This is a genomic window from Lentibacillus kimchii (assembly GCF_055381965.1).
On the sequence record NZ_AP043934.1, the window covers coordinates 1,860,660 to 1,881,288 of the forward strand.

The following is a 20,629-nucleotide window of genomic DNA, read 5'->3' on the forward strand; positions in this document are numbered from 1 at the left end:
TCCTCCTTTAAAATATTAAATAGCAGCTTGCCGTCTGGCAGGCAGTTTCCATATGATTTTGAGTAATGCATAAATAGCTTGCCCCAGCCTTATCGCTATCATGCAGTCAGCCACTGAATTAAGCTGCTTTTGGTTAAAAGAGGGTGTAACAGCAAGTGATGGCTCGCATTGGAACTGACTTTTAGAAGCAATCAACCCGACAATTGTCCCTTTTGCTCCCCATAAACCGCCGCCAGCTATACCGGTTGTATGCGCTTCACCTGTGCCAATATGAGTGTGCCAATACCATTTTTTGAATCGAAGGCGGCTCAAAATGATGGTTGCTGCCTCATTAAAATCGCTTACCTTGCGCGGAAGATCATGACTTGTCTTATGTATCATTGATAAAATATCTTGCAGCGAATGTTTTTCATCAGTTTCCTCGTTCATTAGGTCAATGGACCGCTTAAACAGACAAATACGATAAAAATATACTTTAATGTCAACCGTTTGTGTATGTAAATTAACGGCAGCTGAACCATTAATATAGATGTTGGAGCAGAGAAGAACCATACAAACAACCAGCAGACTTATGACGACGATGCCAATAACCATAATCACACCCCTTTTGAGGTTAGTATGCAACAAAACAGCATTCTTACACATCACAATTAAAACGTGGTAAACTATGTCTGAGGAAAACTTCTTGAGTGGGAGGTTTAGAGATGTTTTCACGAAACAACCTGTATTTTTACTACCCGGCTAATCATGAGCCGAATGTTCAATTAGAGCCTTTGTTTAAACTGGCACGTGACAATGGTTTTCAAATCGTCAGCGATGCAAAAGATGCAAATGTCATCATAAGCATTGGCGGGGATGGGGCATTTTTGCAGGCCGTCCGGCAAACCGGTTTTCGGCAGAATTGTTTATATACCGGTATCACACAAGGAAATGAATCAGGCCTTTATTGTGATTTCAATCTGGACAGCTTTGAAGAAATGCTGCGTTCAATGGTTCATGAAGAAATGGAAGTACGGCGTTTTCCGGTTATCAATGTCTCGGTAAATGGGGACACCACCTTTCAGTGTTTAAATGAGGTCAGTATTCGCTCCAACATTATTAAATCTATAGTCATTGATGTGTCGATTGACGACTTGCATTTTGAAAGGTTTCGCGGTGACGGGCTGATTGTGGCCACGCCTACCGGAAGCACGGGCTACAACAAATCAACACAAGGCGCTGTTGTTGATCCTAAGATCCCGTCGTTTCAAGTATCTGAAATAGCATCACTCAACAACAACCGCTACCGAACGCTTGGTTCCTCATTTATATTAAGCGAAGACCGGACTTTAACACTGGATGTTGTTCAAGATGGAAATGACCATCCACTGATAGGTATGGATAATGAAGCCTACTCGATACGCAACATTGAAAATCTGACGGTTAGTTTAAGCAATAAAGTGGTCAAAACCGTTAAACTTAAACACAATTCTTATTGGGATCGCGTCAAACGAACCTTTCTATAATAATGGGGCTATCCCAAAAAGGATAGCCCCAGCCATTTTATTTAGTTGTTATTGTGGCATATTGCCGTCAAACTGCTGCTGCGCCGTTTGCACAAGACGCTTTGTGATCTCCCCGCCGACAGATCCATTACCGCGGGAAGTTGTATCAGCACCAAGCTGAACATTGAAATCCTGTGCAATTTCCGTTTTCATTTGGTCAAGTGCTTGTTCTGCACCTGGTACAACTAATTGATTTGAGTTGTTGCTTGCCATGTTAAATCACCTCCTTGTTACGCTTATGGTGTGCACTGGAGGTGGATTTTAAAACTGGTAGTTGTTGTTAACGCAACCAGTCAGAACAACTCATCAAATTCTTCTTCTACATCAGATTCGCCGGTCAGCGTTACGACATTAACACCTGCAACGGCTTCATCAATCAGTTCTGAAAAGTCTGTGTGTTCCTCAAGTTCATTAATTTTATCACGGCGAGGCCTTGTTTTGGGCGATTTGGGCACAAAAATCGTACAGCAATCTTCATAAGGACGAATGGAGATATCATACGTGTCAATTTGCTTGGAAATAGCCGTGATGTCATTCTTATCCATTGCTACTAAAGGGCGTAAAATGGGATAATTTGTCACTTCATTAATCGCATTCATACTTTCCATCGTCTGACTGGCAACCTGTCCCAGACTCTCCCCTGTCGTTATTGATAAAATGGATTCCTGTCTGCAGACTTGTTCACTTATACGCATCATTACCCGGCGCATAACAGTCATCGCATAACTTTCAGGGATTTCCTGAAAAATATGCTGCTGAACCTTGGTGAATGGCACTACATGAACCCGAATCTGACTGCCGTACTGGCTTAATTTGTCGGCCAGATCGAACACTTTTTGCTTTGCCCGGTCACTTGTAAATGGCGGGGAGTGAAAATGAACAGCTTCTACTTGCACGCCGCGTTTCATGGCCAAAAACCCTGCAACTGGGCTATCAATCCCACCGGAGAGCATCAAAAGTGTTTTACCTGACGAGCCCACCGGCAAACCGCCAGGACCATATACGACGTCTGACGTTATATACGTGGCTTCATGTCTGATTTCCACATTCAATTTCAAATCCGGATTATGAACATCAACTTCACAACCAGCGGTATTTGTTAACAAATGCTTTCCCAGAACCTGATTCATTTCCTGTGACTGAATCGGGAATGTTTTATCCACACGCCTCACCGAGACTTTAAACGTCTGGACATCCGGACGATTCTGCAACGCCCACAGGGCAGCTTCTTTGATCTTTTCTTCCTCATTATGAACTTTGATGGCCAGACTAAGGCTCTGAATCCCAAATACATACTGGCATTTTTCCATAACTGGTTCTGGATCATGCCCGTTCAATAAGATAAACATGCGTCCCTGTGTTCGTTTGATCGTTACATCCGGATATGATTTTAATTGTTCATAAAGATTATCCTGCAGCTGCAACGTGAAATTTTTTCGATTTTTTCCTTTTAAGGCGAGTTCTCCATAACGAATTAATATATGGTCATATTGCATCAAGATCTACTCCATTACTGCTTTTAATTGATCAATGGATTCCGCCAGCGCATCTGCAAATGTGTGAATTTCCGTTTCAGTGGTATCATAAGCCAGACTGATACGGAGTGCAGAGGCTGTGCGGTCCCTGCTATAGCCGCACTCTGAAAGAATTTTACTTTCATCGCTCTGTTTCGAGGAACAAGCCGATTTCGTGGAAATATAAATACCCTTCTCACCGAGTGCGTGTATAAGAATTTCCGGCTTAAAGCCCGGAACGGAAACATTTATTATGTGCGGCGCTGCATCATACGGTGTGTTCACCTTAACAGCTTCCATGGCGGTTAATTTTTTTCGCAATAGTGACTGCAGCTCCTGCATATGCCTGATACCGCTCGTCTCTTTTTCTTTAATCAGCCTGATAGCTTTAACAAGGGAGACAGCACCAGCAAGATTTTCCGTTCCAGAACGTAAAGCATCTTCCTGGCCACCGCCGTGGAGAAGTGGAAAAAGTGTTGTCCCTTGTTTAACATAGAGTATCCCGGTACCTTTTAATCCATGAATTTTATGACCGGAAATCGTACATAAATCAATGCCGCTATCCGTAAGCTTTAGTGGCACTTTTCCCATACCCTGGACATGATCCACATGGAAAACCACCTTTGGATGGTCTTTAGCGACTTCACCAATTTCCTGAACAGGCTGAACCGAGCCAAGTTCATTATTAACATGCATCATGCTGATCAGTATCGTATCTTCCCTGATGGCATCCTTGACTGCCTGGACGGATACCACACCATTTTCGTCGACAGGTAAGTACGTGACATCAAATCCAAGCTGTTCCAGACCTCCACAGGCTTCTGACACCGAAGCATGCTCAACTGCGGTAGTAATTATGTGGCAGCCGCGCTGCTGGTGCTTCAGAGCCGTTCCTTTAATAGCGAGATTATTTCCTTCTGTCCCGCCAGAGGTGAAGATAATTTCATTATGGCTGACATGCATCAGGTCTGCCGCCTGTTGTCTTGCACGTGTCAACAGCTTTTCCGACTCCCCCCCAAACTGATGGATACTGGCAGGGTTTGCAAAAAAACGTTCCGCTGCCTGCTGATAACTTTGCAGGACAGCTGGATCGGGTTTTGTTGTGGCACTATTATCCAAATAAATCATTAGCATGACTCCCCGATTTGTTGATTCTGAATCATTTAGAGAACGGTTAGTTGGCCGTTTTCTGAAATTCTTCAATATGTTTTAAGGCACCTGGTTCAATTTGCTCAACAGCCTTTGCTGCATGCTCCAATGACATTTCATATTCATATGAGCGGAATAGACGTTCAGCTTCCGACAGTTTAGCAGCAAGCTCTGGATTTTGACTGCGGTAACGATTGGCATACTGAATCACTTGTTCTGTCAAATGGGCCTGATCAAGCATCGTCTCCGTCTGTTCTGCAACATCATCAACAGCTGTTTTCGCTTTTGATAATGCATCCTGAACCTCTGTCATGTCAAGCGGCTGCTTTTCCAGCGTCGAAAAAACTTGATTGTTTTTTTGCACAGCTTCATCCATCTTATTCCAAATATAAGACGGTACACCTGGAACGTTACTTTTCGTCAAGCGTCGTTTCACCTCATACAGCTGTTCACGTTTCGCTTCTAAACTCTCTTTTGCTTCCATTTCGTCTTCACGCAAATTATCGATTCGCTTTTTAAAAGCATCATGTTTCTGCTGTAAGGTCTCCAGGTCATTAAAACCATACTCAAGGTCATCTCGCAAATCGGAATGAGCCGTTTCATCATCATTCAGCTTGTGCGTCATTTCTTCCAGATGGTTTCTTAACTGCGTAATTGATTTATCCAATGACAAATATTTTTCCATGTCACTATCCTCAAAATAGTAGCTTTGCTGCAGTTGTGTCACTTCTTCTTTGGTCATGGCAAACGTATGTTCAAATGCACCCAGTGACTCCTCAAAAGATGGAAAGTTTGTATCGACATAATTTTTAGCAATTGCTTCCTTTTCCAGCAGCTGGTACATGTCAGCCAGGCGCTCTTCCACTTCCGATATGACAGCATTCGCCTGTGATGTATCACCTGTCTCCAATTCCTCCATACATGCCTCAAGCTGACGTTTATAATGGTGAATTTCTTTTTCAAAGCCAAGATGCCTGACCCGGTAGCCATCGTTTTCCATTTGTTTGAAACCCCTGTGCAGCTCATCGAGTTCTTTCGGCAATTCATATTTGCATTTTCGATAAACAGCTGGAAAGGCGTCCATTTCACCTGAGAGAGCATCCACTTGCTCCTTCAGGTTTTCCACAAGTTCCCTGGCTTCTAAATAATCCCCGTCAGCCGTCAACTCATGATACTTGTTCAGTTTTTCTTCCAGTTCATCAATGGCTTTTTCGAAACTTTCATCCGCTTTGCCGAATTGGATTCTATTCTGTGAGAGCGTCTTACGCATTGCTTTTAAACGCGGCTGAATCTTTTCGATTTCATGACGACTCGATTCTTCTGAATTCATTAGATTGTCCAGATCAGACAGCATGTCCTCAATTTTTTGTTCAATTGTCTGGAGCTCCTGGTCTGCCTGGCGCAATACTTTTTTTGCGCTGGGAAAGCGGTAATGGTCAGCCGCTGCCTCGGCATCAAACAAATATTCCTCGATATCCGGCAAATCATTGGCCACAATGTGTTCCCATTGTTCTTTCCACGCCTCAAATTTTTCTTGCGTTTCACCGGATAAATTCAAATTTTTAATTCGCGAAAGTTCACCAGCAATGTTGCGATTCATAATCGTCATTTTCCAGGATTCAAGACGATCAACATCGTCATAGATCCTCTTGCGCATGATGAGTCCTGTAATTATGATTGCAACCAGTACTAAAACCCCGCCAATCAGGTATGCCATAAAATGCCTCCTAAACTTCGTCCTATATAAGAGGTTCTTCCTGTATGCAAGGTATTACAGGAAGCCACGTATTCATTATCGATATTACTAATAATATCATGTTAATGGCATTTTTGGCTAAAAAAATTCAAATAAATTAATGATTCGACAGGATTTTCCCGGTTATCTCACTGTTTATTGTGTCGAGTGAAAGTTTTGTTCAACAACATAATCAAGCCACTTTCCAATTGCTTTTGTATAATTCCGGACAAACTGCTGATGGGAAAATTCACCCATAACCTGATTTCTCCATTCATGCTGCATGAAATAAGGTGTGATTAGCATCCCCTTAAACTGCATCAATAAAAATTGATTATCCTGATGATTTCTCATATACGTTGATAAAATTGTATCAAAAACATGACTGATAATGTAATTCTCTTTTGCTAAATAAGTCACAGTCATTTCACGGACAAATACGGAATCCAGTGACAGTTCCCGCTGAATAAAACAGGATAATTGATAATGGTGCTGTTTATATTGTATAATTGTTTCCGCTAAATTCTTTAAATTTTCCAGTGCCGTCCGTGTTTCATTCCCTGCCTGAGATCTCTCTATTGTTTCAAGATATGCTTCATAGTATTGGGTTACAGCATATTCAAGCAGCCCTTGCTTGCTTTTGAAATAATAGCTGATCAGGGAAACATTGACTGCAGCTTTGTCAGCTATATCCCTGACAGATGTACCGTCAAAGCCATTCTGAAAAAATAAGAGCGATGCAGCATCAATAACTTTCTGTTTCGTCGGATTGACTGTCATAAACGATGCCTCCCTTGTCGTTCTTTTACGACGAACTGAGCGAAAATCCTGCAATCTTCCTTCGACAATTGTTACCGCAATTTGTTGAAATATAAAATGAAAGGAATGAATCAGCATGTCACAGTTAACCGCTCATTCAACCGAAAAAGCACATTCCTATGAGCAATTATTAAAACAGCTAACAGCACTATGCGAAGACGAAACCGATCGATTAGCGAATTTATCGAATGCTTCTGCTTTATTAAACCAATCCCTCGGTGACATTAATTGGATCGGATTTTATTTATGGAAAGACAGTGAATTAGTACTTGGACCTTTCCAGGGTTTACCGGCATGCATCAGAATACCATACGGCAAAGGGGTCTGCGGAACAGCCATTCAAGAAGGAAAAACACAGCGAGTGGACGACGTGATGGCTTTTCCAGGTCACATCGCCTGTGACAGCGCCAGTAAATCAGAAATTGTTATGCCGCTGTATACAGGTCAGGATATCTATGGCGTTCTTGATATTGACAGTCCGATTAACAGCCGCTTCGATGAAACCGATCAGCTCTATCTCGAAAAATTTGCAAAAGAAATCGAGCGTCTGATACAAAAATAAGTTTTGCCAGCTGGTAACCATACCAGCTGTTTTTTTATTAAACTGTCTGCCAGTTCGATGAAATGGCTTCCTGAGGACAGATAATCATCAGAAAGGGTTGACTTCCGGTCTCATAACGGCTATACTATTCCTTGTGTAAAATAAAAAGGTAGCCTATGTGAACCGGCATTGCCGCCATTTTGTTCCTCTTATGACAGAACTGGATGAAGTTGAACCTGACTTTTGACTAATATAAAAGAGGTGTATCAGGTAACTCTCTGCTGCTGGGGCGATGGTACATGAAAACAAAATGGACAGTGACCAGGAACACGGTCGTTTATTTTATGCCAAATAGACAAATAAAGGAGGAAATGTCCAATGGCACGATTTACCGGATCAGAATGGAAAAAATCACGCCGACTCGGCATTTCACTAACTGGAACAGGCAAAGAATTGAATCGGCGTCCTTACCCGCCGGGACAGCATGGACCTACTCAGCGCAGGAAAATGTCTGAATATGGTCTTCAGCTTCAGGAGAAACAAAAATTACGTTACACATACGGATTGAACGAACGTCAATTCCGTAATTTGTTTAACCAAGCAGGCAAAATGAGAGGCGTTCATGGTACAAACTTCATGATTCTTCTTGAATCCCGGTTGGACAACCTAGTTTATCGCCTTGGTTTAGCCCGTACACGTCCTCAGGCCCGGCAGCTGGTAAACCATGGTCACGTAAAAGTGGACGGCGGACGTGTTGATATTCCATCCTATCGTGTCCTTCCTGGCCAGGTGATTAGTTTGCGTGAAAAATCGCAAAACCTTGACATAATCCAGGAAGCCATCGAAGTGAATAACTTTGTCCCGGATTATGTTACATTTGACGCGGATAAAAGAGAAGGAACCTATTCACGTTATCCTGAACGGTCGGAACTGCCGGCTGAAATAAATGAAGCACTTATCGTTGAGTACTACTCACGTCAATAAAGCTGCTTAACAACGTATGTAAAAGATCCATCCTTCAATTATAGAAGGATGGATCTTTTTTATCTGTATTTACAGCACGATCGCTGGTTTATGGATTAGCGTCAATGCTTCTGCCAGTTGCTGCAGCGTTTCAGTTTCAGCTGAAATGAATAAGAAAGTAGTTTTTCTTGCCACGGCGTATAACGGAAAACTGATCCTCAATCCGATCATTCTTAGTCACAACGTGCTGTAAATCCTGCTTGCGTTCCCCATTAATATAGATAGCACCATTTTGAATATCCTCTCGTGCCTGACGTTTGGACGATGCAATGGACGCATCCACGAGTAAATCAATTAAACCTGTGTCTTCTTTAGCTGTTTCATAAGTCGGAACATCTTTAAAGCCTTCTTCAATATCCTGGGCAGACAGATCTTTTAAATCACCGCTAAAAAGAGATGCCGTTATCTTTTGTGCCTGTTCCAATGCTTCGCGGCTATGCACCATCATAGTCATTTCTTCCGCAAGACGTTTCTGAGCCTGTCGGTTCTCCGGATGATTATCAAGTTCAGTTTGCAGCTCAGCCAGTTCGTCTTCTTCTAAAAATGTAAAATAATGCAGGAATTTCATGACATCTCGATCATCTGTATTAATCCAGAACTGATAAAACTCATAAGGTGTTGTTTTCTCCGGATCAAGCCAGATAGCTCCCCCTGCAGTTTTACCAAATTTGCTGCCGTCAGCTTTTGTGATCAGCGGGAGTGTTAAACCAAATATTTGAACATCTCGCTCTTCATCCTCACGGGAACGGCGTATAAGTTCCATACCCGCAGTGATATTGCCCCATTGGTCACTGCCGCCTATCTGCAGCGTACAGTTCTCCTCTTCATACAGCCTCATAAAATCAAGTGACTGCAGGATCATATAACTGAACTCTGTATAGGAAATCCCTTGCTCAATGCGAGCCGAAACAGACTCTTTATCAAGCATATAATTAATACTAAAATGTTTGCCAGCATCCCGGAGAAAATCAATCACCGTCATTTGGCCAAGCCAGTCATGATTATTGCGGGCCACTGCAGCGTTCGATCCCTGGTCAAACTCAAGCAGTCTGGTTAATTGCTGTTTCACCTTTTCACTATAATCATGAACGACTGAGCTTTCATTCAGAGACCGCTCAGATGACCGGCCACTCGGGTCACCAATCATACCGGTGCCTCCACCAATCAGCGCAATCGGCTTATGTCCTGCACGCTGAAATCGCTTCAGCATAATAATTGGCAATAAGTGGCCAATATGCAAACTATCAGCCGTTGGATCAAAACCGCAATATAACGTTACCTGATGATCATTTAAATGCTGCTCTAAAGCCTCGCGGTCTGTAGTCTGTTGAATAAGACCACGCTTTTCTAAATCCTGTAAAATAGTCATCGTCGTCACTCCATTTCAGATATAATGCCTCAACAAATAAAAAAACCGCCCCCTTTAAAAATAAGGGACGAGTTCAGTTCGCGGTACCACCCTTGTTGCACGAATGCCACTTGGGACTCTTTAACGGTTGTTCAACCGTCTTCTTTCACCAATTTCCTGTAAAAGAAGATGCTCCGGATTGTAATTCGTCTGCAATTATTACTGGCTCGCACCCACCGCCAGCTCTCTGAATAAGGAATTTGCAAGACTACTGCGACCCTTCCACGCATTTAAAATGACTATGTTTTCCCATTTATTCTTATCATAACTAAATGGCAAATGCAATATAAAAACACAGATTTCCATTCAACCTGGAAATGGACTGTGCTATAATGTATGTAATTCAGGGGGAGATTGTACGTGGATTTTAATACCATATTCAGTCGATCAATCCGCAAGATAAAATTGTTCTGGAAGACGTTCAGAACACATCGTTATATTAAAAAGATAAGAGCCATCTGGGGAACAGGCAACATTCAGAAATGGTCCCGCATCAGCTATGATGTGTCTTGGAACGTCCTGCTAGGCTTATTGCTTATAACAGTTGTCGGCGCTGTCTTTGCAGGTGGCATAGGAATGGGTTATTTTGCTTCACTCGTCAAAGATGAACCAGTGCGTGACTATGACAGCATGCAGCAGGATATTCATAACTATGCCGAAACATCATCACTTTACTTCGCCAATAATGAACCTATTGGCGATTTACGATCAGATATCTACCGTGAGGACATCTCGCTGGAAAACGTGTCGGGGCTGCTGAAAGATGCGGTTATAGCCACGGAAGATGAATATTTCAACGCCCATAAAGGGATTGTGCCTAAGGCCATTGTCAGGGCGCTTGTACAGCAAGCAGGCGTTGCTTCGAATCAGTCCGGCGGAAGTACACTTACTCAGCAGCTCGTTAAAAACCAGATTCTTACAAATGAAGTATCGTTTGACCGAAAAGCTACAGAAATTTTAATTGCCATGCGACTGGAACGTTTTTTTGAAAAAGACGCGATACTCGAAGCCTATTTGAATGTCGTCCCTTTTGGCCGAGATGCCTCTGGGAGCAATATTGGCGGTGTCCAGACAGCAGCTGAAGGCATTTTTGGAATTGATGCCGCAGAGGTGAATCTTCCTCAGGCAGCTTACATCGCCGGTCTGCCCCAAAGTCCCTCAGCCTACACGCCTTTCAAAAATAATGGAGGCTTAAAAAGTAAAAGCGGTATCCAGCCGGGACTTGATCGGATGCATTCCGTTTTAAAGCGGATGTATGAATCAGACTATATCGCTAAGAAGCAATATGAAAAAGCTTTAAGCTACGATATTACTGCTGATTTCACAGAAGAATCGCAGTCGCCTGTTGAACAATATCCCTATTTAACATTTGAAGCTGAAAAACGTGCCCGCAACATCATTATGAACCATTTGGCTGAAAAAGATGGGTATTCAACAGACGATCTGGAAAACGATGATGATTTAAAAAAACAATACCATGCACGCGCCGAACAGTCTTTGCGTCAGGGTGGCTATGAGATTCATACAACCATTGACAAGTCAACACACGACGCTTTTAAAGATATTGCAGCAAATTATGATCATTACGGACCTGACTGGACAGGGTTTGTGGAAGATGAGTCAGGTGAACAAACTAAAATAACCCAGTCTGTCCAAACCGGCGGCGTCCTGATTGAAAATGCCACCGGCAGAATCATCAGCTTTGTCGGCGGGCGGCATTACAGCCGCGATAACCAGCTTAATTATGCGACTACAGCCAAACGGTCCAATGGCAGTACAATGAAGCCGATTCTCGCTTATGCCCCAGCATTTGAAAAAGGTGTGATTCAGCCAGGCACCCCAGTTGCTGATGTACCCACTTCGTATGGTGACTGGTCGCCGGACAATTATGGCGGGGGCTATCACGGTCTTGTATCTGCCAGAAAAGCACTTTATAATTCGTATAATATCCCGGCAATTAATGTGTATAACCGGATTAATGACCAGGATCCCGTCAGTGAATTTCTTGAACCAATGGGTATAACCACACTGGGAAAAAATGAGTATGCCAATCTGTCTTTGAGTATTGGCGCGACAACACAAGGGGTCACTGTAGAAGATAACGTCAGTGCATTCGCCACGCTGGGCAATCAGGGTGAATCGGCCGACAGCCATATGATCGAGAAAATTACTGATCAGCAAGAAAATGTAATTTACGAGCATAAAACGAATACAACTGACGTTTTCTCACCTGAGACAGCCTATCTGACATTGGATGTTATGCGTGATGTTATCAACAAAGGCACGGGAACATACCTAAACTCGCAAATCAAACACAGAAATGTGGATTGGACTGGAAAAACCGGTACATCACAAGACTACAAAGATGCTTGGTTTGTTGGCGTCAATCCCAAAGTTTCGATGGGCGTGTGGCTAGGCTACGATATTGGGAAAAGTATACAATGCCCAACATGTGCTTTAAGTTACAGTCAGCGCACCCAAAAATTATGGGCTGAATTGATCAATAAAGCATCCGACATCCATCCGGAGCTTGTAGCACCTGATAAAAATTTTGAACGGCCAGATGGCATTGTTTCGCGAAACTACTGTGGAATTTCCGGTATGCTGCCATCCAATTTATGTCAAAAAGCCGGACTGATTAAAACCGATTTATTTAATGCCAAATATGCGCCAACTGAGAAAGATGACAGCCTGATCAGAGGCTCTTACGTCACAGTCAATGGCCAGACAGTTAAGGCCGGCCCCAATACACCAGAAGAATTCGTGGAAGGTGATGGTCTTACATTCAATCCGGCATTTTTACAGCGGAATGGCTATACCCAATTGGGTGATCTTTCCCTTCTGCTACCACGAACCAATCGCGACAAATGGTCAAAAATTGGATTACCACAAGCAGGCATCAGCCAGGAAACGGTGCAAAATGACGGTACAAATCCTGTTGCACCAAAGACCGCTAAATTGAATGGCAATACATTATCATGGCGTGAATCGGCAAGTCAGGATGTTGTTGGATACCGTATTTATCATGCCAGCAGCCCGAATAATTCATTCAGCCTTGTTGGCAATACAACAGGAACAAACCTTACTATTTCAAAAGCGACTGGTATCTATCAAGTAAGAGCCGTTGATTATTTTGGATTAGAATCACAAGCTTCATCGATCAAGACAGAATCATGAATCATTGGATGAATCAATGCAATACCTGGAACTGTTAAAATAATGCCTATTTTCACTAAACAAATGAACCATTATCATGTATCATGAATCTTATAACCGCTTTAAATGATGTCAGCAAAAGGTGGTGAAATATTGAAGCATACAAAAACCTGCCATGCAAAAACACGGATGTTATTAAATAATCAAATCGTGATTGAGGGGCCGCTGTCATCGGAGCAATTGAAACTCTATCATTTTCATGAGGATCTGGCCGTATTCAGGCCAGCTCCGAAACAGTTCGATGCCATTCTGAATATTGCAGATTTTCCAGAAGGACGGCTCATCGTTGCCAGAACAAAAGATACGATTATTGGCTATGTCACATATTTACATCCCGATCCGATGGAACGCTGGTCAGCTTTTAAAATGGAGAACTTGATGGAACTAGGAGTCGTCGAAGTCATTCCCGCCTATCGCAGTGCAAAAGTTGCTTCTGATTTGCTGACAGTTTCCATGACAGATGACTATATGGAAAACTATATCATCATCTCCACAGAGTATTACTGGCATTGGGACTTAAAGAGAGAGGGTCTGAGCGTATGGGGTTACCGCAACGTGATGGAAAAAATGATGGCAGCAGGTGGACTGCACCCTGCAGCGACCAATGATCCGGAGATTATCTCACATCCGGCTAACTGCCTGATGGTTCGGATTGGCAGGAATGTTCCGGAAGACTCTGTGAAGCAATTTGATCGGCTCCGCTTTTTACAGTGAGAGCAGCACCGTCATATGAGGGAGAGGTTATAGATGCTTGTGGAAGAAATGATGCAATCGGAAGTCGTGACACTTTCGCCAACAGCAGCCATTGCCGATGGCCTAAAACTGCGGCATATTAATCACATTAAGCATATACCCATTGTTGATGAAACAAATCAGATTATAGGCATTGTATCTGATCGTGACCTTCGCATCGCTGCACCATCCATTTTTAATGAATCGCAAGAGCAGCACGTATTATCACATGAAATTCAATCCATTATGAGCCATCCAGTTGTAACGGTTCACCCCTTGGATCTCTCGGAGGAAGTTGCCCACATATTCTACGACAAAGATATTTCCTGTCTACCAGTGGTCAGTGACAATAAACTGATTGGCATGATTACAGCCAGTGATATGCTTTACACACTCATTCAGTTAACCGGGACAAATGTGCAAAGCTCTCAGATTGAGATTAAAGTGCCCCACAAGCCAGGTGTTTTACCTGAAGCAGCTGCCGTTTTTGGAAAACGACAGACAAACATCACGTCTGTCCTGCTATATCCGTATAATGATGATCCAAACTATAAAATTCTTGTTTTCCGTATACAGACAATCAATCCTTTGCCCGTTATCCAGGATTTGCGGAAAGCCGGCTACACACTTATGTGGCCGAATAACATAGCGGGGCCCAAACAATGACTTGTCATGCTGCTTTTATTTATTCAGATCAATTTTTGAATTATCATTTTCATGCGGATCATCCATTTAATCAAAAACGGGTATTGCTGACAAAGGATCTATTAGAAAAAGGGAATTTGCTCACAAACAATGACATAATTATACCGCGAATAGCAACCGAAGAAGAAGTGAATCTTTTCCATTATAAGCCGTATATAAATGCTGTTAAGAGAGCTGGTAGCGGTTTCTTATCACCTGGTGAGGGCATGGAATATGGGATAGGTACAGAAGATACACCACTATTCGAAAATATGCACGAGGCCTCGAGTTATCTCGTTGGTGGAACGCTAGCAGCCGTTGACACCGTCTTACAAGGAAAAGCGGAACATGCACTGAACCCTGGAGGCGGATTGCATCATGGCTTCAGTCAAAAGGCAAATGGATTCTGTGTCTATAATGACGGTGCTATTGCAATTAAATATATACGGGAAAAATATGATTTAAAAGTTTTATATGTTGATACAGATGCGCATCACGGTGATGGTGTTCAATGGGCCTTTTACAATGATCCCAATGTATGTACGCTGTCCATTCATGAAACTGGACGTTATCTGTTTCCGGGAACTGGCTACATCCGGGAACGTGGCATTAAGGAAGGACACGGCTATACATTTAATATGCCGATCGATGCATTCACTGAAGATGAATCGTTTCTGTACGTTTATGAAACCGCATTCAGACAAATAGCCGAATCTTTCCAGCCTGATGTTATCATAACGCAAAATGGCGCGGATGCTCATGTGAATGATCCGCTGACGCACTTGTGTGTCACCATGCAAGCCTTTGAACAGATTCCCTTACTGGCACACGAATTAGCACATGAATACTGTGATGGGCGCTGGATAGCACTTGGAGGCGGCGGTTATGACATGTGGCGGGTTCCTCCCCGTGCCTGGGCACAAGTCTGGAGCGTGATGAAAACTGGAAGCATTCAGCAAGGGATGCTGCCGTCTGCATGGCGCACCAGCTGGCAGTCAGAAACACCACTAACGTTGCCTGAAACCTGGCATGATGCGGAACAAATTGTACCTGTCATTCCAAGAAAAGCGGAAATTACTGAAAAAAATAAACAGGTTTTGCAGAGTGCTCTGATGTATACACATTCAAGTAAAAGTCACCTCTAGGGGAACGACCAAAATAATGGACCGGAAGATGCCAAAATCACACGGGTAAAGGGAGAAACATCTAGTCATCTCCCTTCTTTCCCTCTTTTTCAGATGATTCATTCTCTTTGATGACGATCTCAACACGTCTGTTTTGCCGCCAGTCTACTTTAGAATTATTTTTAACAACTGGTCTTGTATCGCCATAACCAATTGATGAAAATCGTGATTCATCAAAATCATAGGTATCTAGCCAATATCGGATCACACCACTCGCTCTTGCACCAGATAACTCCCAATTAGATGGATATTTGTAACTCGAAATGGGACGATCGTCAGTATGCCCTTCAACTCTTACATTGTTTGGCAGATCAGACAGCATCTCTCCGATTTTATCCAGTACAGGTTTTCCTGCATCCACAATAGTTGCTTTTCCTGTTTCAAACAGGATATTTTCCTGCAGCACCAGTGCTATCCCCTGATCGGTTTTATTTGCAGAAACAACATCATTTAAGTCATTCTTCTGCAAAAATTGTTTAACATGGTCTGCCAGATTATCTTGGTGGCCACCAGTATTGTCAGCAGTATCCTGCTGTGTCTGCCGTTCGAGTTCACCAGATTTTTTAGCATCCTCGTTAGCTGGCTGCTCCATAGGCGCCATCGACGAATGAAAATCCAGGATCATCCGGTTTCTAAAAGATGCCGATACATCTTCGAACTTGTCTTCATCGATTTGAGACATCGAGAATAGTAAAATAAAGAAAACAAGAATCAATGTCACTAAATCAGAATAAGTCACCATCCACTTTGGAGCACCTGAATAATGACGCTTCCTCGCCCTTCTACGCTTCATGGGTATTCTCTCCTGCACGGGCAGTTGCCGATTTGGCATGATTTTTTGAATCAAGCGGCAAAAAAGCGTTCAGTTTTTCTTCTAAAGTGCGCGGATTCTGGCCGGACTGCAGACCAATAATACCTTCAATAACGATTTGTTTAATAAACATTTCTTCCTCTGTCTTAGTTTGCAGTTTACTGGCCATAGGAATAAAAAATAGATTAGCCATAACAGTGCCGTACAAGGTTGTCAGCAGAGCTACTGCCATTTTGGGTCCAAGCGTCGCTGGATCAGTCAAACTGTTAAGCATTAAGACAAGTCCAACCAGTGTCCCAATCATGCCCCAGGCAGGCGCATACTCACCAGCCTTTTCCAGAATAGCCCGTCCTTGATAATGACGTTCTTCCATTGCTGTTATTTCAGAGTTCATAATATCAGAAATAACCTCAGGTTCAATCCCATCTACTGCAAGCAGCACTCCTTTTCTAATATAGGGATCTTCCATGTCGTCTATTTCATCTTCAAGAGCAAGAATACCTTCCCGGCGGGCACGCCCAGCCAGCCTGACAAACATACTGATAAGATCCTCGATCCGGTGATCATTCTGATGAAAGGCTTCCTTCAGCACCGTTCCCGTAAGTTTGATCTGTTCCGTTTTAAAATTGATCAGAAGTGAAGCAGCCACGCCGCCCATTACGACAAAAATCGACGAAATATCCAGAAAAAATTTTGTTCCCTGTGTCCCACCTTTGAAAAGGATGGCCAGCATAAGCATGATAAAGCCTAAGGTAATACCGATTGGTGTCAGGACATCCCGTTTCCGCATAGAGCTATCTCCCCCAAAGATAGACTTTTCCATCCAGCCATGCATATCTAACCATTATGGTATATACCGGCAGTCTTATAAGTTTGTTGAATCTCTTTCAACAATCCGGTGCGGCAGGATAACCTCTTTCTCATCAACCTCTTCTTTATTCATATATTTTGTCAGCAAGCGCATCGCAACTGCTCCAATATCATACATAGGCTGTACAATCGTTGACAGCGTTGGCCGGACCATTGTTGCGAGTCTTGTATTATCAAAACCAAACACTTCCATGTCATTCGGAATTTGATAACCATTGTCCTGTAGCCGGTGGATAACACCAAGCGCCATTTCGTCAGATGCTACAAACACAGCAGTCGGTATTTCCGTCAGTTGCAACAGCTGATCAACTGCTTCCAGTCCGGAATCATAGGAATAATCACCTTTCAGGATATACTCATCTTTAAGGTTTATCCCCTTCTCATCAAAAGCACGAGCGTAGCCATCATATTTTCGCTGATTAATCAGCGTATTATCCACGCCCGAGATAAACGCAATTTTTTCATTTCCTTTATCCATCAGATAAGATGTTGCGTCAAATGAAGCCGCTTCATAATCAATATTAACAGACGGGATAACATTGGATTCATCATAGGTCGCTGCCAGCACAACCGGAACAGATGATGACCGGAACTGTTCCACATGGTCGTTTGTAATATCGCCCCCCATAAATAGGATGCCATCCACTTGTTTCTCCAGCATAGCATCAATTAATTGCAATTCCTTATCCTTATTCTGATCCGAGTTACTCAGTATCATATTATACTTGTACATGGTGGCAATATCTTCAATGCCTCTTGCCAGCTCAGCGAAAAAGATACTTGAAATATCCGGAATAATCGTTCCCACTGTCGTGGTTTTTTTGCTTGCAAGACCTCTTGCAACAGCATTCGGACGGTAGCCCAGTTCCTGAATCGTTGTCAAAACTTTTTTTCGCGTTACCGGTTTAACATTTGGGTTTCCGTTAACAACACGAGAAACGGTCGCCATTGATACATTTGCTTCTCTTGCAACATCGTATATTGTGACTGTCATTTCAAATCTACCTCCATCATAATAAGCAAAACGTCTTCTTTTCCATTATAATACGCTAACACGTTTCAAAACACAATTAAAGGCTGATCCTTTATTAGATCAGCCTTTAAATATAGAACATTTATTCTGGCCGTTAATTTTAAACCAGTACAGTATCCGTTTTAATCCTGCTGCATGCCTTTACGAGGTGCGAATGCGTCAAGTTCTTTCATAAACTGGTCAAAGGTGGGAATATCCATTTGCTGCGCTGAGTCCGACAATGCAACGGCAGGATCAGGATGCACTTCAGCCATAATGCCATCTGCACCAATCGCAGCGCCTGCCTTAGCAGCTGGAAGCAACAGGTCTCTGCGGCCGGTGGAATGCGTAACATCAACCATCACTGGCAGGTGCGTTTCCTGCTTCAGAATGGGAACTGAGGAAATATCAAGTGTATTGCGCGTTGCTTTTTCGTAAGTTCGTATGCCCCGTTCACATAAAATTATGCGGCCATTGCCCCGTGATATAATATATTCAGCTGCATTAATAAATTCGGAAATCGTCGCGGACATACCACGTTTTAACAGTACAGGCTTATCGGTCTCACCCGCTGCCTTCAGTAACTCAAAGTTTTGCATATTGCGTGCGCCGATTTGGATAACATCTACATAATCAAGTGCCTGAGCGATATGTGCCGGGTTAACAATCTCACTGACAACTGCCAGGCCGTATTCATCAGCAGCCCTTTTCAAAATCTGCAAGCCTTCCAGACCGAGGCCCTGGAAATCATAAGGTGATGTTCTGGGTTTAAATGCGCCGCCACGCAAAAAGTTAATACCATTGCGCTTAACTGCCTCAGCTACCTGCGCCACCTGATCATAACTTTCAACAGAACACGGTCCCATTACGTGCTGAAAACCGCCGTTTCCAATTTTATCGCCTTTAATATCAATAACAGTATTATCAGGTTGCTTTTTTCGTGATACAAGCAGTGCTTTGCGATGATCATCATGCTGAAGTTCAAGACTGGCTTTGAAAATTTCTTTGAAGAGATATTCAATCGTCGAATTCTCAAAAGGGCCTTCATTCTGTTGCGTCAATTCAGTCAGCATATCACGCTCTCTGACTGGATCAAACCGATTAATGCCCTGCTTTTCCTTAACTGCTCCAATCTGCTGAACAATTTCAGCACGTTGATTAATCAGTTTTAAAAGATCCATATTAACGCCGTCAAGCTGTTGGCGCAGTTGTTCTAATTCATTATCCAATCGAATCCCTCCTGTTCCATTATTAATTATAAGATTATTAAGTAATTAGACATAATTATACCGAAAAATAACGCATTTGTCATCAGTTATAAGCTGTTTCATTAAGAAAAAAACCAGTGATAATTCACTGGTTAATTCAGGCGACTTAAGGGTTGTCTGTCGTTTTCTTGTCATCATCATCTGCTGATTCAGCTGCGTTGCTGTCGATATTCAATTTATCCTGCACATTTGTCGCTACTTCCTTCGTTTTTTGCTGTGTCTTTTTTGATAGATCTATCGTAGAGTCGACAGCCTTTGTCCGCAAATCTGACCCCTTTAAATACGCCTTTTCTTTCAGTTCTGAACCTTTCTGATAGGCTGTTCCAGTTAACTCAGATCCTTTGTCATAGGCTATATCTTTCCAATCGCTGGCACGGTTCCGCAGCTGTGCAGCATTACGATTGAGATCGCTTCGCAGTTCCCGACCGGATTTTGGAGCCCACAGAAGGGCAATGACTGCACCCGTTACAGCACCAATGAGTGTTCCGAGCAGGACGTTCTGACTGTCCAAATCAGGCTTATTTTCTTCCACTTTATCTCCTCACCTTCATTAATAGTTTTTTTTCTTTTTAAAGGAATCAATAATTGAATTACCCCATTTAAGGGCTTCAGCCACTTTTTCCTGATTCTTAGAGGCAGCCGCTGAAATTTGGGCTGATAGCTTCCTTACCGACTGATTCAATCCATCGGCTGTCTCACCTACCCCTTTCAACCCTTCAAACAGGGCATTCAGCTTGTCCGACTTCTGGTTTACATCATCAGCAAGATGGTTTGTTTTTTGCAGTAATTCAGTCGTTTCACTGGTAATTCCCTGCATCTGTGAATCCATATTCGCCAGTGTATCAGCAGCATTATTCAATGTTCGCTGGGCTGCTTTTAATGTAGTAACCAAATAAACAATGAGGACAACCAATGCAGCTGCAGCAACAATGGCGGCAACATACAATAATACATCCATTGACTGATCAACTCCTTTCTATAAGACTAACACACAGAGCAAACGCTACCGAAGCTGCAGCATATCAAAAAGTGCACCGGCAGCCAAACATCGCCAAACTTTTCTGCCAGCGGCTGTCGAGCTGCCATGTGTTCGTCCTTTGGTTTAAAGGATTTCAGAGG

At 42.9% G+C, this 20,629-nt stretch carries 20 protein-coding genes and 1 other annotated feature; of the genes, 7 read left to right on the top strand and 13 right to left on the bottom strand.

Features of this window, described 5'->3' with window-relative positions; genetic code table 11:
* Positions 1-15 precede the first annotated feature (15 nt).
* Positions 16-594: a DUF2953 domain-containing protein gene (locus tag ACZ444_RS09965; RefSeq protein ID WP_464433291.1), complete on the bottom strand. Its 579-nt coding sequence runs from the start codon at positions 592-594 to the stop codon at positions 16-18.
* A 110-nt stretch (positions 595-704) separates the two neighbouring features.
* On the opposite strand from ACZ444_RS09965, the gene ACZ444_RS09970 reads away from it, so the two are divergent.
* A complete protein-coding gene (locus ACZ444_RS09970; protein ID WP_382358542.1) occupies positions 705-1,505 on the top strand; it encodes an NAD kinase in 801 nt (266 codons plus the stop codon).
* Between the two features lie 48 nt (positions 1,506-1,553).
* On the opposite strand, the gene ACZ444_RS09975 is transcribed toward ACZ444_RS09970, so the two are convergent.
* The 5 genes from ACZ444_RS09975 to refZ form a co-directional block, all read right to left on the bottom strand.
* Entirely contained in the window at positions 1,554-1,757 is a 204-nt protein-coding gene (locus tag ACZ444_RS09975; RefSeq protein ID WP_382358543.1) for a small, acid-soluble spore protein, alpha/beta type, read from the bottom strand.
* A gap of 80 nt (positions 1,758-1,837) precedes the next feature.
* Positions 1,838-3,040: a tRNA uracil 4-sulfurtransferase ThiI gene (gene thiI / locus ACZ444_RS09980; protein WP_382358544.1), complete on the bottom strand. Its 1,203-nt coding sequence runs from the start codon at positions 3,038-3,040 to the stop codon at positions 1,838-1,840.
* Between the two features lie 6 nt (positions 3,041-3,046).
* Entirely contained in the window at positions 3,047-4,186 is a 1,140-nt protein-coding gene (locus ACZ444_RS09985) for a cysteine desulfurase family protein (RefSeq protein ID WP_382358545.1), read from the bottom strand.
* 46 nt (positions 4,187-4,232) lie between these two features.
* Positions 4,233-5,924, bottom strand: coding sequence for a septation ring formation regulator EzrA (gene ezrA, locus ACZ444_RS09990; RefSeq protein ID WP_382358546.1), 1,692 nt, complete (start codon positions 5,922-5,924; stop codon positions 4,233-4,235).
* A 174-nt stretch (positions 5,925-6,098) separates the two neighbouring features.
* Entirely contained in the window at positions 6,099-6,722 is a 624-nt protein-coding gene (gene refZ, locus ACZ444_RS09995) for a forespore capture DNA-binding protein RefZ (protein WP_382358547.1), read from the bottom strand.
* 115 nt (positions 6,723-6,837) lie between these two features.
* On the opposite strand from refZ, the gene ACZ444_RS10000 reads away from it, so the two are divergent.
* Together ACZ444_RS10000 and rpsD are read left to right on the top strand one after the other, a co-directional pair.
* Positions 6,838-7,323 (top strand): GAF domain-containing protein, encoded by a 486-nt coding sequence (locus ACZ444_RS10000; protein ID WP_382358548.1) that lies wholly within the window; start codon positions 6,838-6,840, stop codon positions 7,321-7,323.
* Between the two features lie 357 nt (positions 7,324-7,680).
* On the top strand, positions 7,681-8,286 hold the full coding sequence (gene rpsD, locus ACZ444_RS10005; protein ID WP_382358549.1) for a 30S ribosomal protein S4: 606 nt from the start codon (positions 7,681-7,683) through the stop codon (positions 8,284-8,286).
* Positions 8,287-8,422: 136 nt separating this feature from the next.
* Here the strand turns inward: rpsD and tyrS are convergent, their stop codons facing one another.
* Entirely contained in the window at positions 8,423-9,694 is a 1,272-nt protein-coding gene (tyrS, locus tag ACZ444_RS10010) for a tyrosine--tRNA ligase (protein WP_382358550.1), read from the bottom strand.
* A gap of 60 nt (positions 9,695-9,754) precedes the next feature.
* Positions 9,755-9,967, bottom strand: a binding site (T-box leader).
* A gap of 126 nt (positions 9,968-10,093) precedes the next feature.
* On the opposite strand from tyrS, the gene ACZ444_RS10015 reads away from it, so the two are divergent.
* From ACZ444_RS10015 to ACZ444_RS10030, 4 genes are all read left to right on the top strand, one after another.
* Positions 10,094-12,910, top strand: coding sequence for a transglycosylase domain-containing protein (locus tag ACZ444_RS10015; protein WP_382358551.1), 2,817 nt, complete (start codon positions 10,094-10,096; stop codon positions 12,908-12,910).
* 132 nt (positions 12,911-13,042) lie between these two features.
* Complete coding sequence (locus tag ACZ444_RS10020; protein ID WP_382358552.1) at positions 13,043-13,663, top strand: GNAT family N-acetyltransferase; 621 nt, start codon at positions 13,043-13,045, stop codon at positions 13,661-13,663.
* 33 nt (positions 13,664-13,696) lie between these two features.
* Positions 13,697-14,347 carry an acetoin utilization AcuB family protein gene (locus ACZ444_RS10025; protein ID WP_382358553.1) on the top strand — a complete coding sequence of 217 codons (651 nt, stop codon included), beginning with the start codon at positions 13,697-13,699 and terminating at the stop codon, positions 14,345-14,347.
* Positions 14,344-15,510: an acetoin utilization protein AcuC gene (locus ACZ444_RS10030; protein WP_382358554.1), complete on the top strand. Its 1,167-nt coding sequence runs from the start codon at positions 14,344-14,346 to the stop codon at positions 15,508-15,510. Before ACZ444_RS10025 ends, ACZ444_RS10030 begins: the two co-directional genes overlap by 4 nt.
* A 61-nt stretch (positions 15,511-15,571) precedes the next feature.
* On the opposite strand, the gene motS is transcribed toward ACZ444_RS10030, so the two are convergent.
* The 6 genes from motS to ACZ444_RS10060 all read right to left on the bottom strand — a co-directional run bounded on the left by motS (position 15,572) and on the right by ACZ444_RS10060 (position 20,468).
* Positions 15,572-16,342 carry a flagellar motor protein MotS gene (gene motS / locus ACZ444_RS10035; protein ID WP_382358555.1) on the bottom strand — a complete coding sequence of 257 codons (771 nt, stop codon included), beginning with the start codon at positions 16,340-16,342 and terminating at the stop codon, positions 15,572-15,574.
* Positions 16,332-17,150 (bottom strand): flagellar motor protein MotP, encoded by an 819-nt coding sequence (gene motP / locus ACZ444_RS10040; protein WP_382358556.1) that lies wholly within the window; start codon positions 17,148-17,150, stop codon positions 16,332-16,334. Before motP ends, motS begins: the two co-directional genes overlap by 11 nt.
* Before the next feature lie 75 nt (positions 17,151-17,225).
* A complete protein-coding gene (gene ccpA / locus ACZ444_RS10045) occupies positions 17,226-18,224 on the bottom strand; it encodes a catabolite control protein A (protein WP_382358557.1) in 999 nt (332 codons plus the stop codon).
* 161 nt (positions 18,225-18,385) lie between these two features.
* On the bottom strand, positions 18,386-19,471 hold the full coding sequence (locus tag ACZ444_RS10050) for a bifunctional 3-deoxy-7-phosphoheptulonate synthase/chorismate mutase (protein WP_382358558.1): 1,086 nt from the start codon (positions 19,469-19,471) through the stop codon (positions 18,386-18,388).
* Between the two features lie 145 nt (positions 19,472-19,616).
* Complete coding sequence (locus ACZ444_RS10055; protein WP_382358559.1) at positions 19,617-20,042, bottom strand: YtxH domain-containing protein; 426 nt, start codon at positions 20,040-20,042, stop codon at positions 19,617-19,619.
* 18 nt (positions 20,043-20,060) lie between these two features.
* Positions 20,061-20,468, bottom strand: a complete 408-nt coding sequence (locus ACZ444_RS10060; protein WP_382358560.1) for a DUF948 domain-containing protein — start codon at positions 20,466-20,468, stop codon at positions 20,061-20,063.
* Positions 20,469-20,629 lie beyond the last annotated feature (161 nt).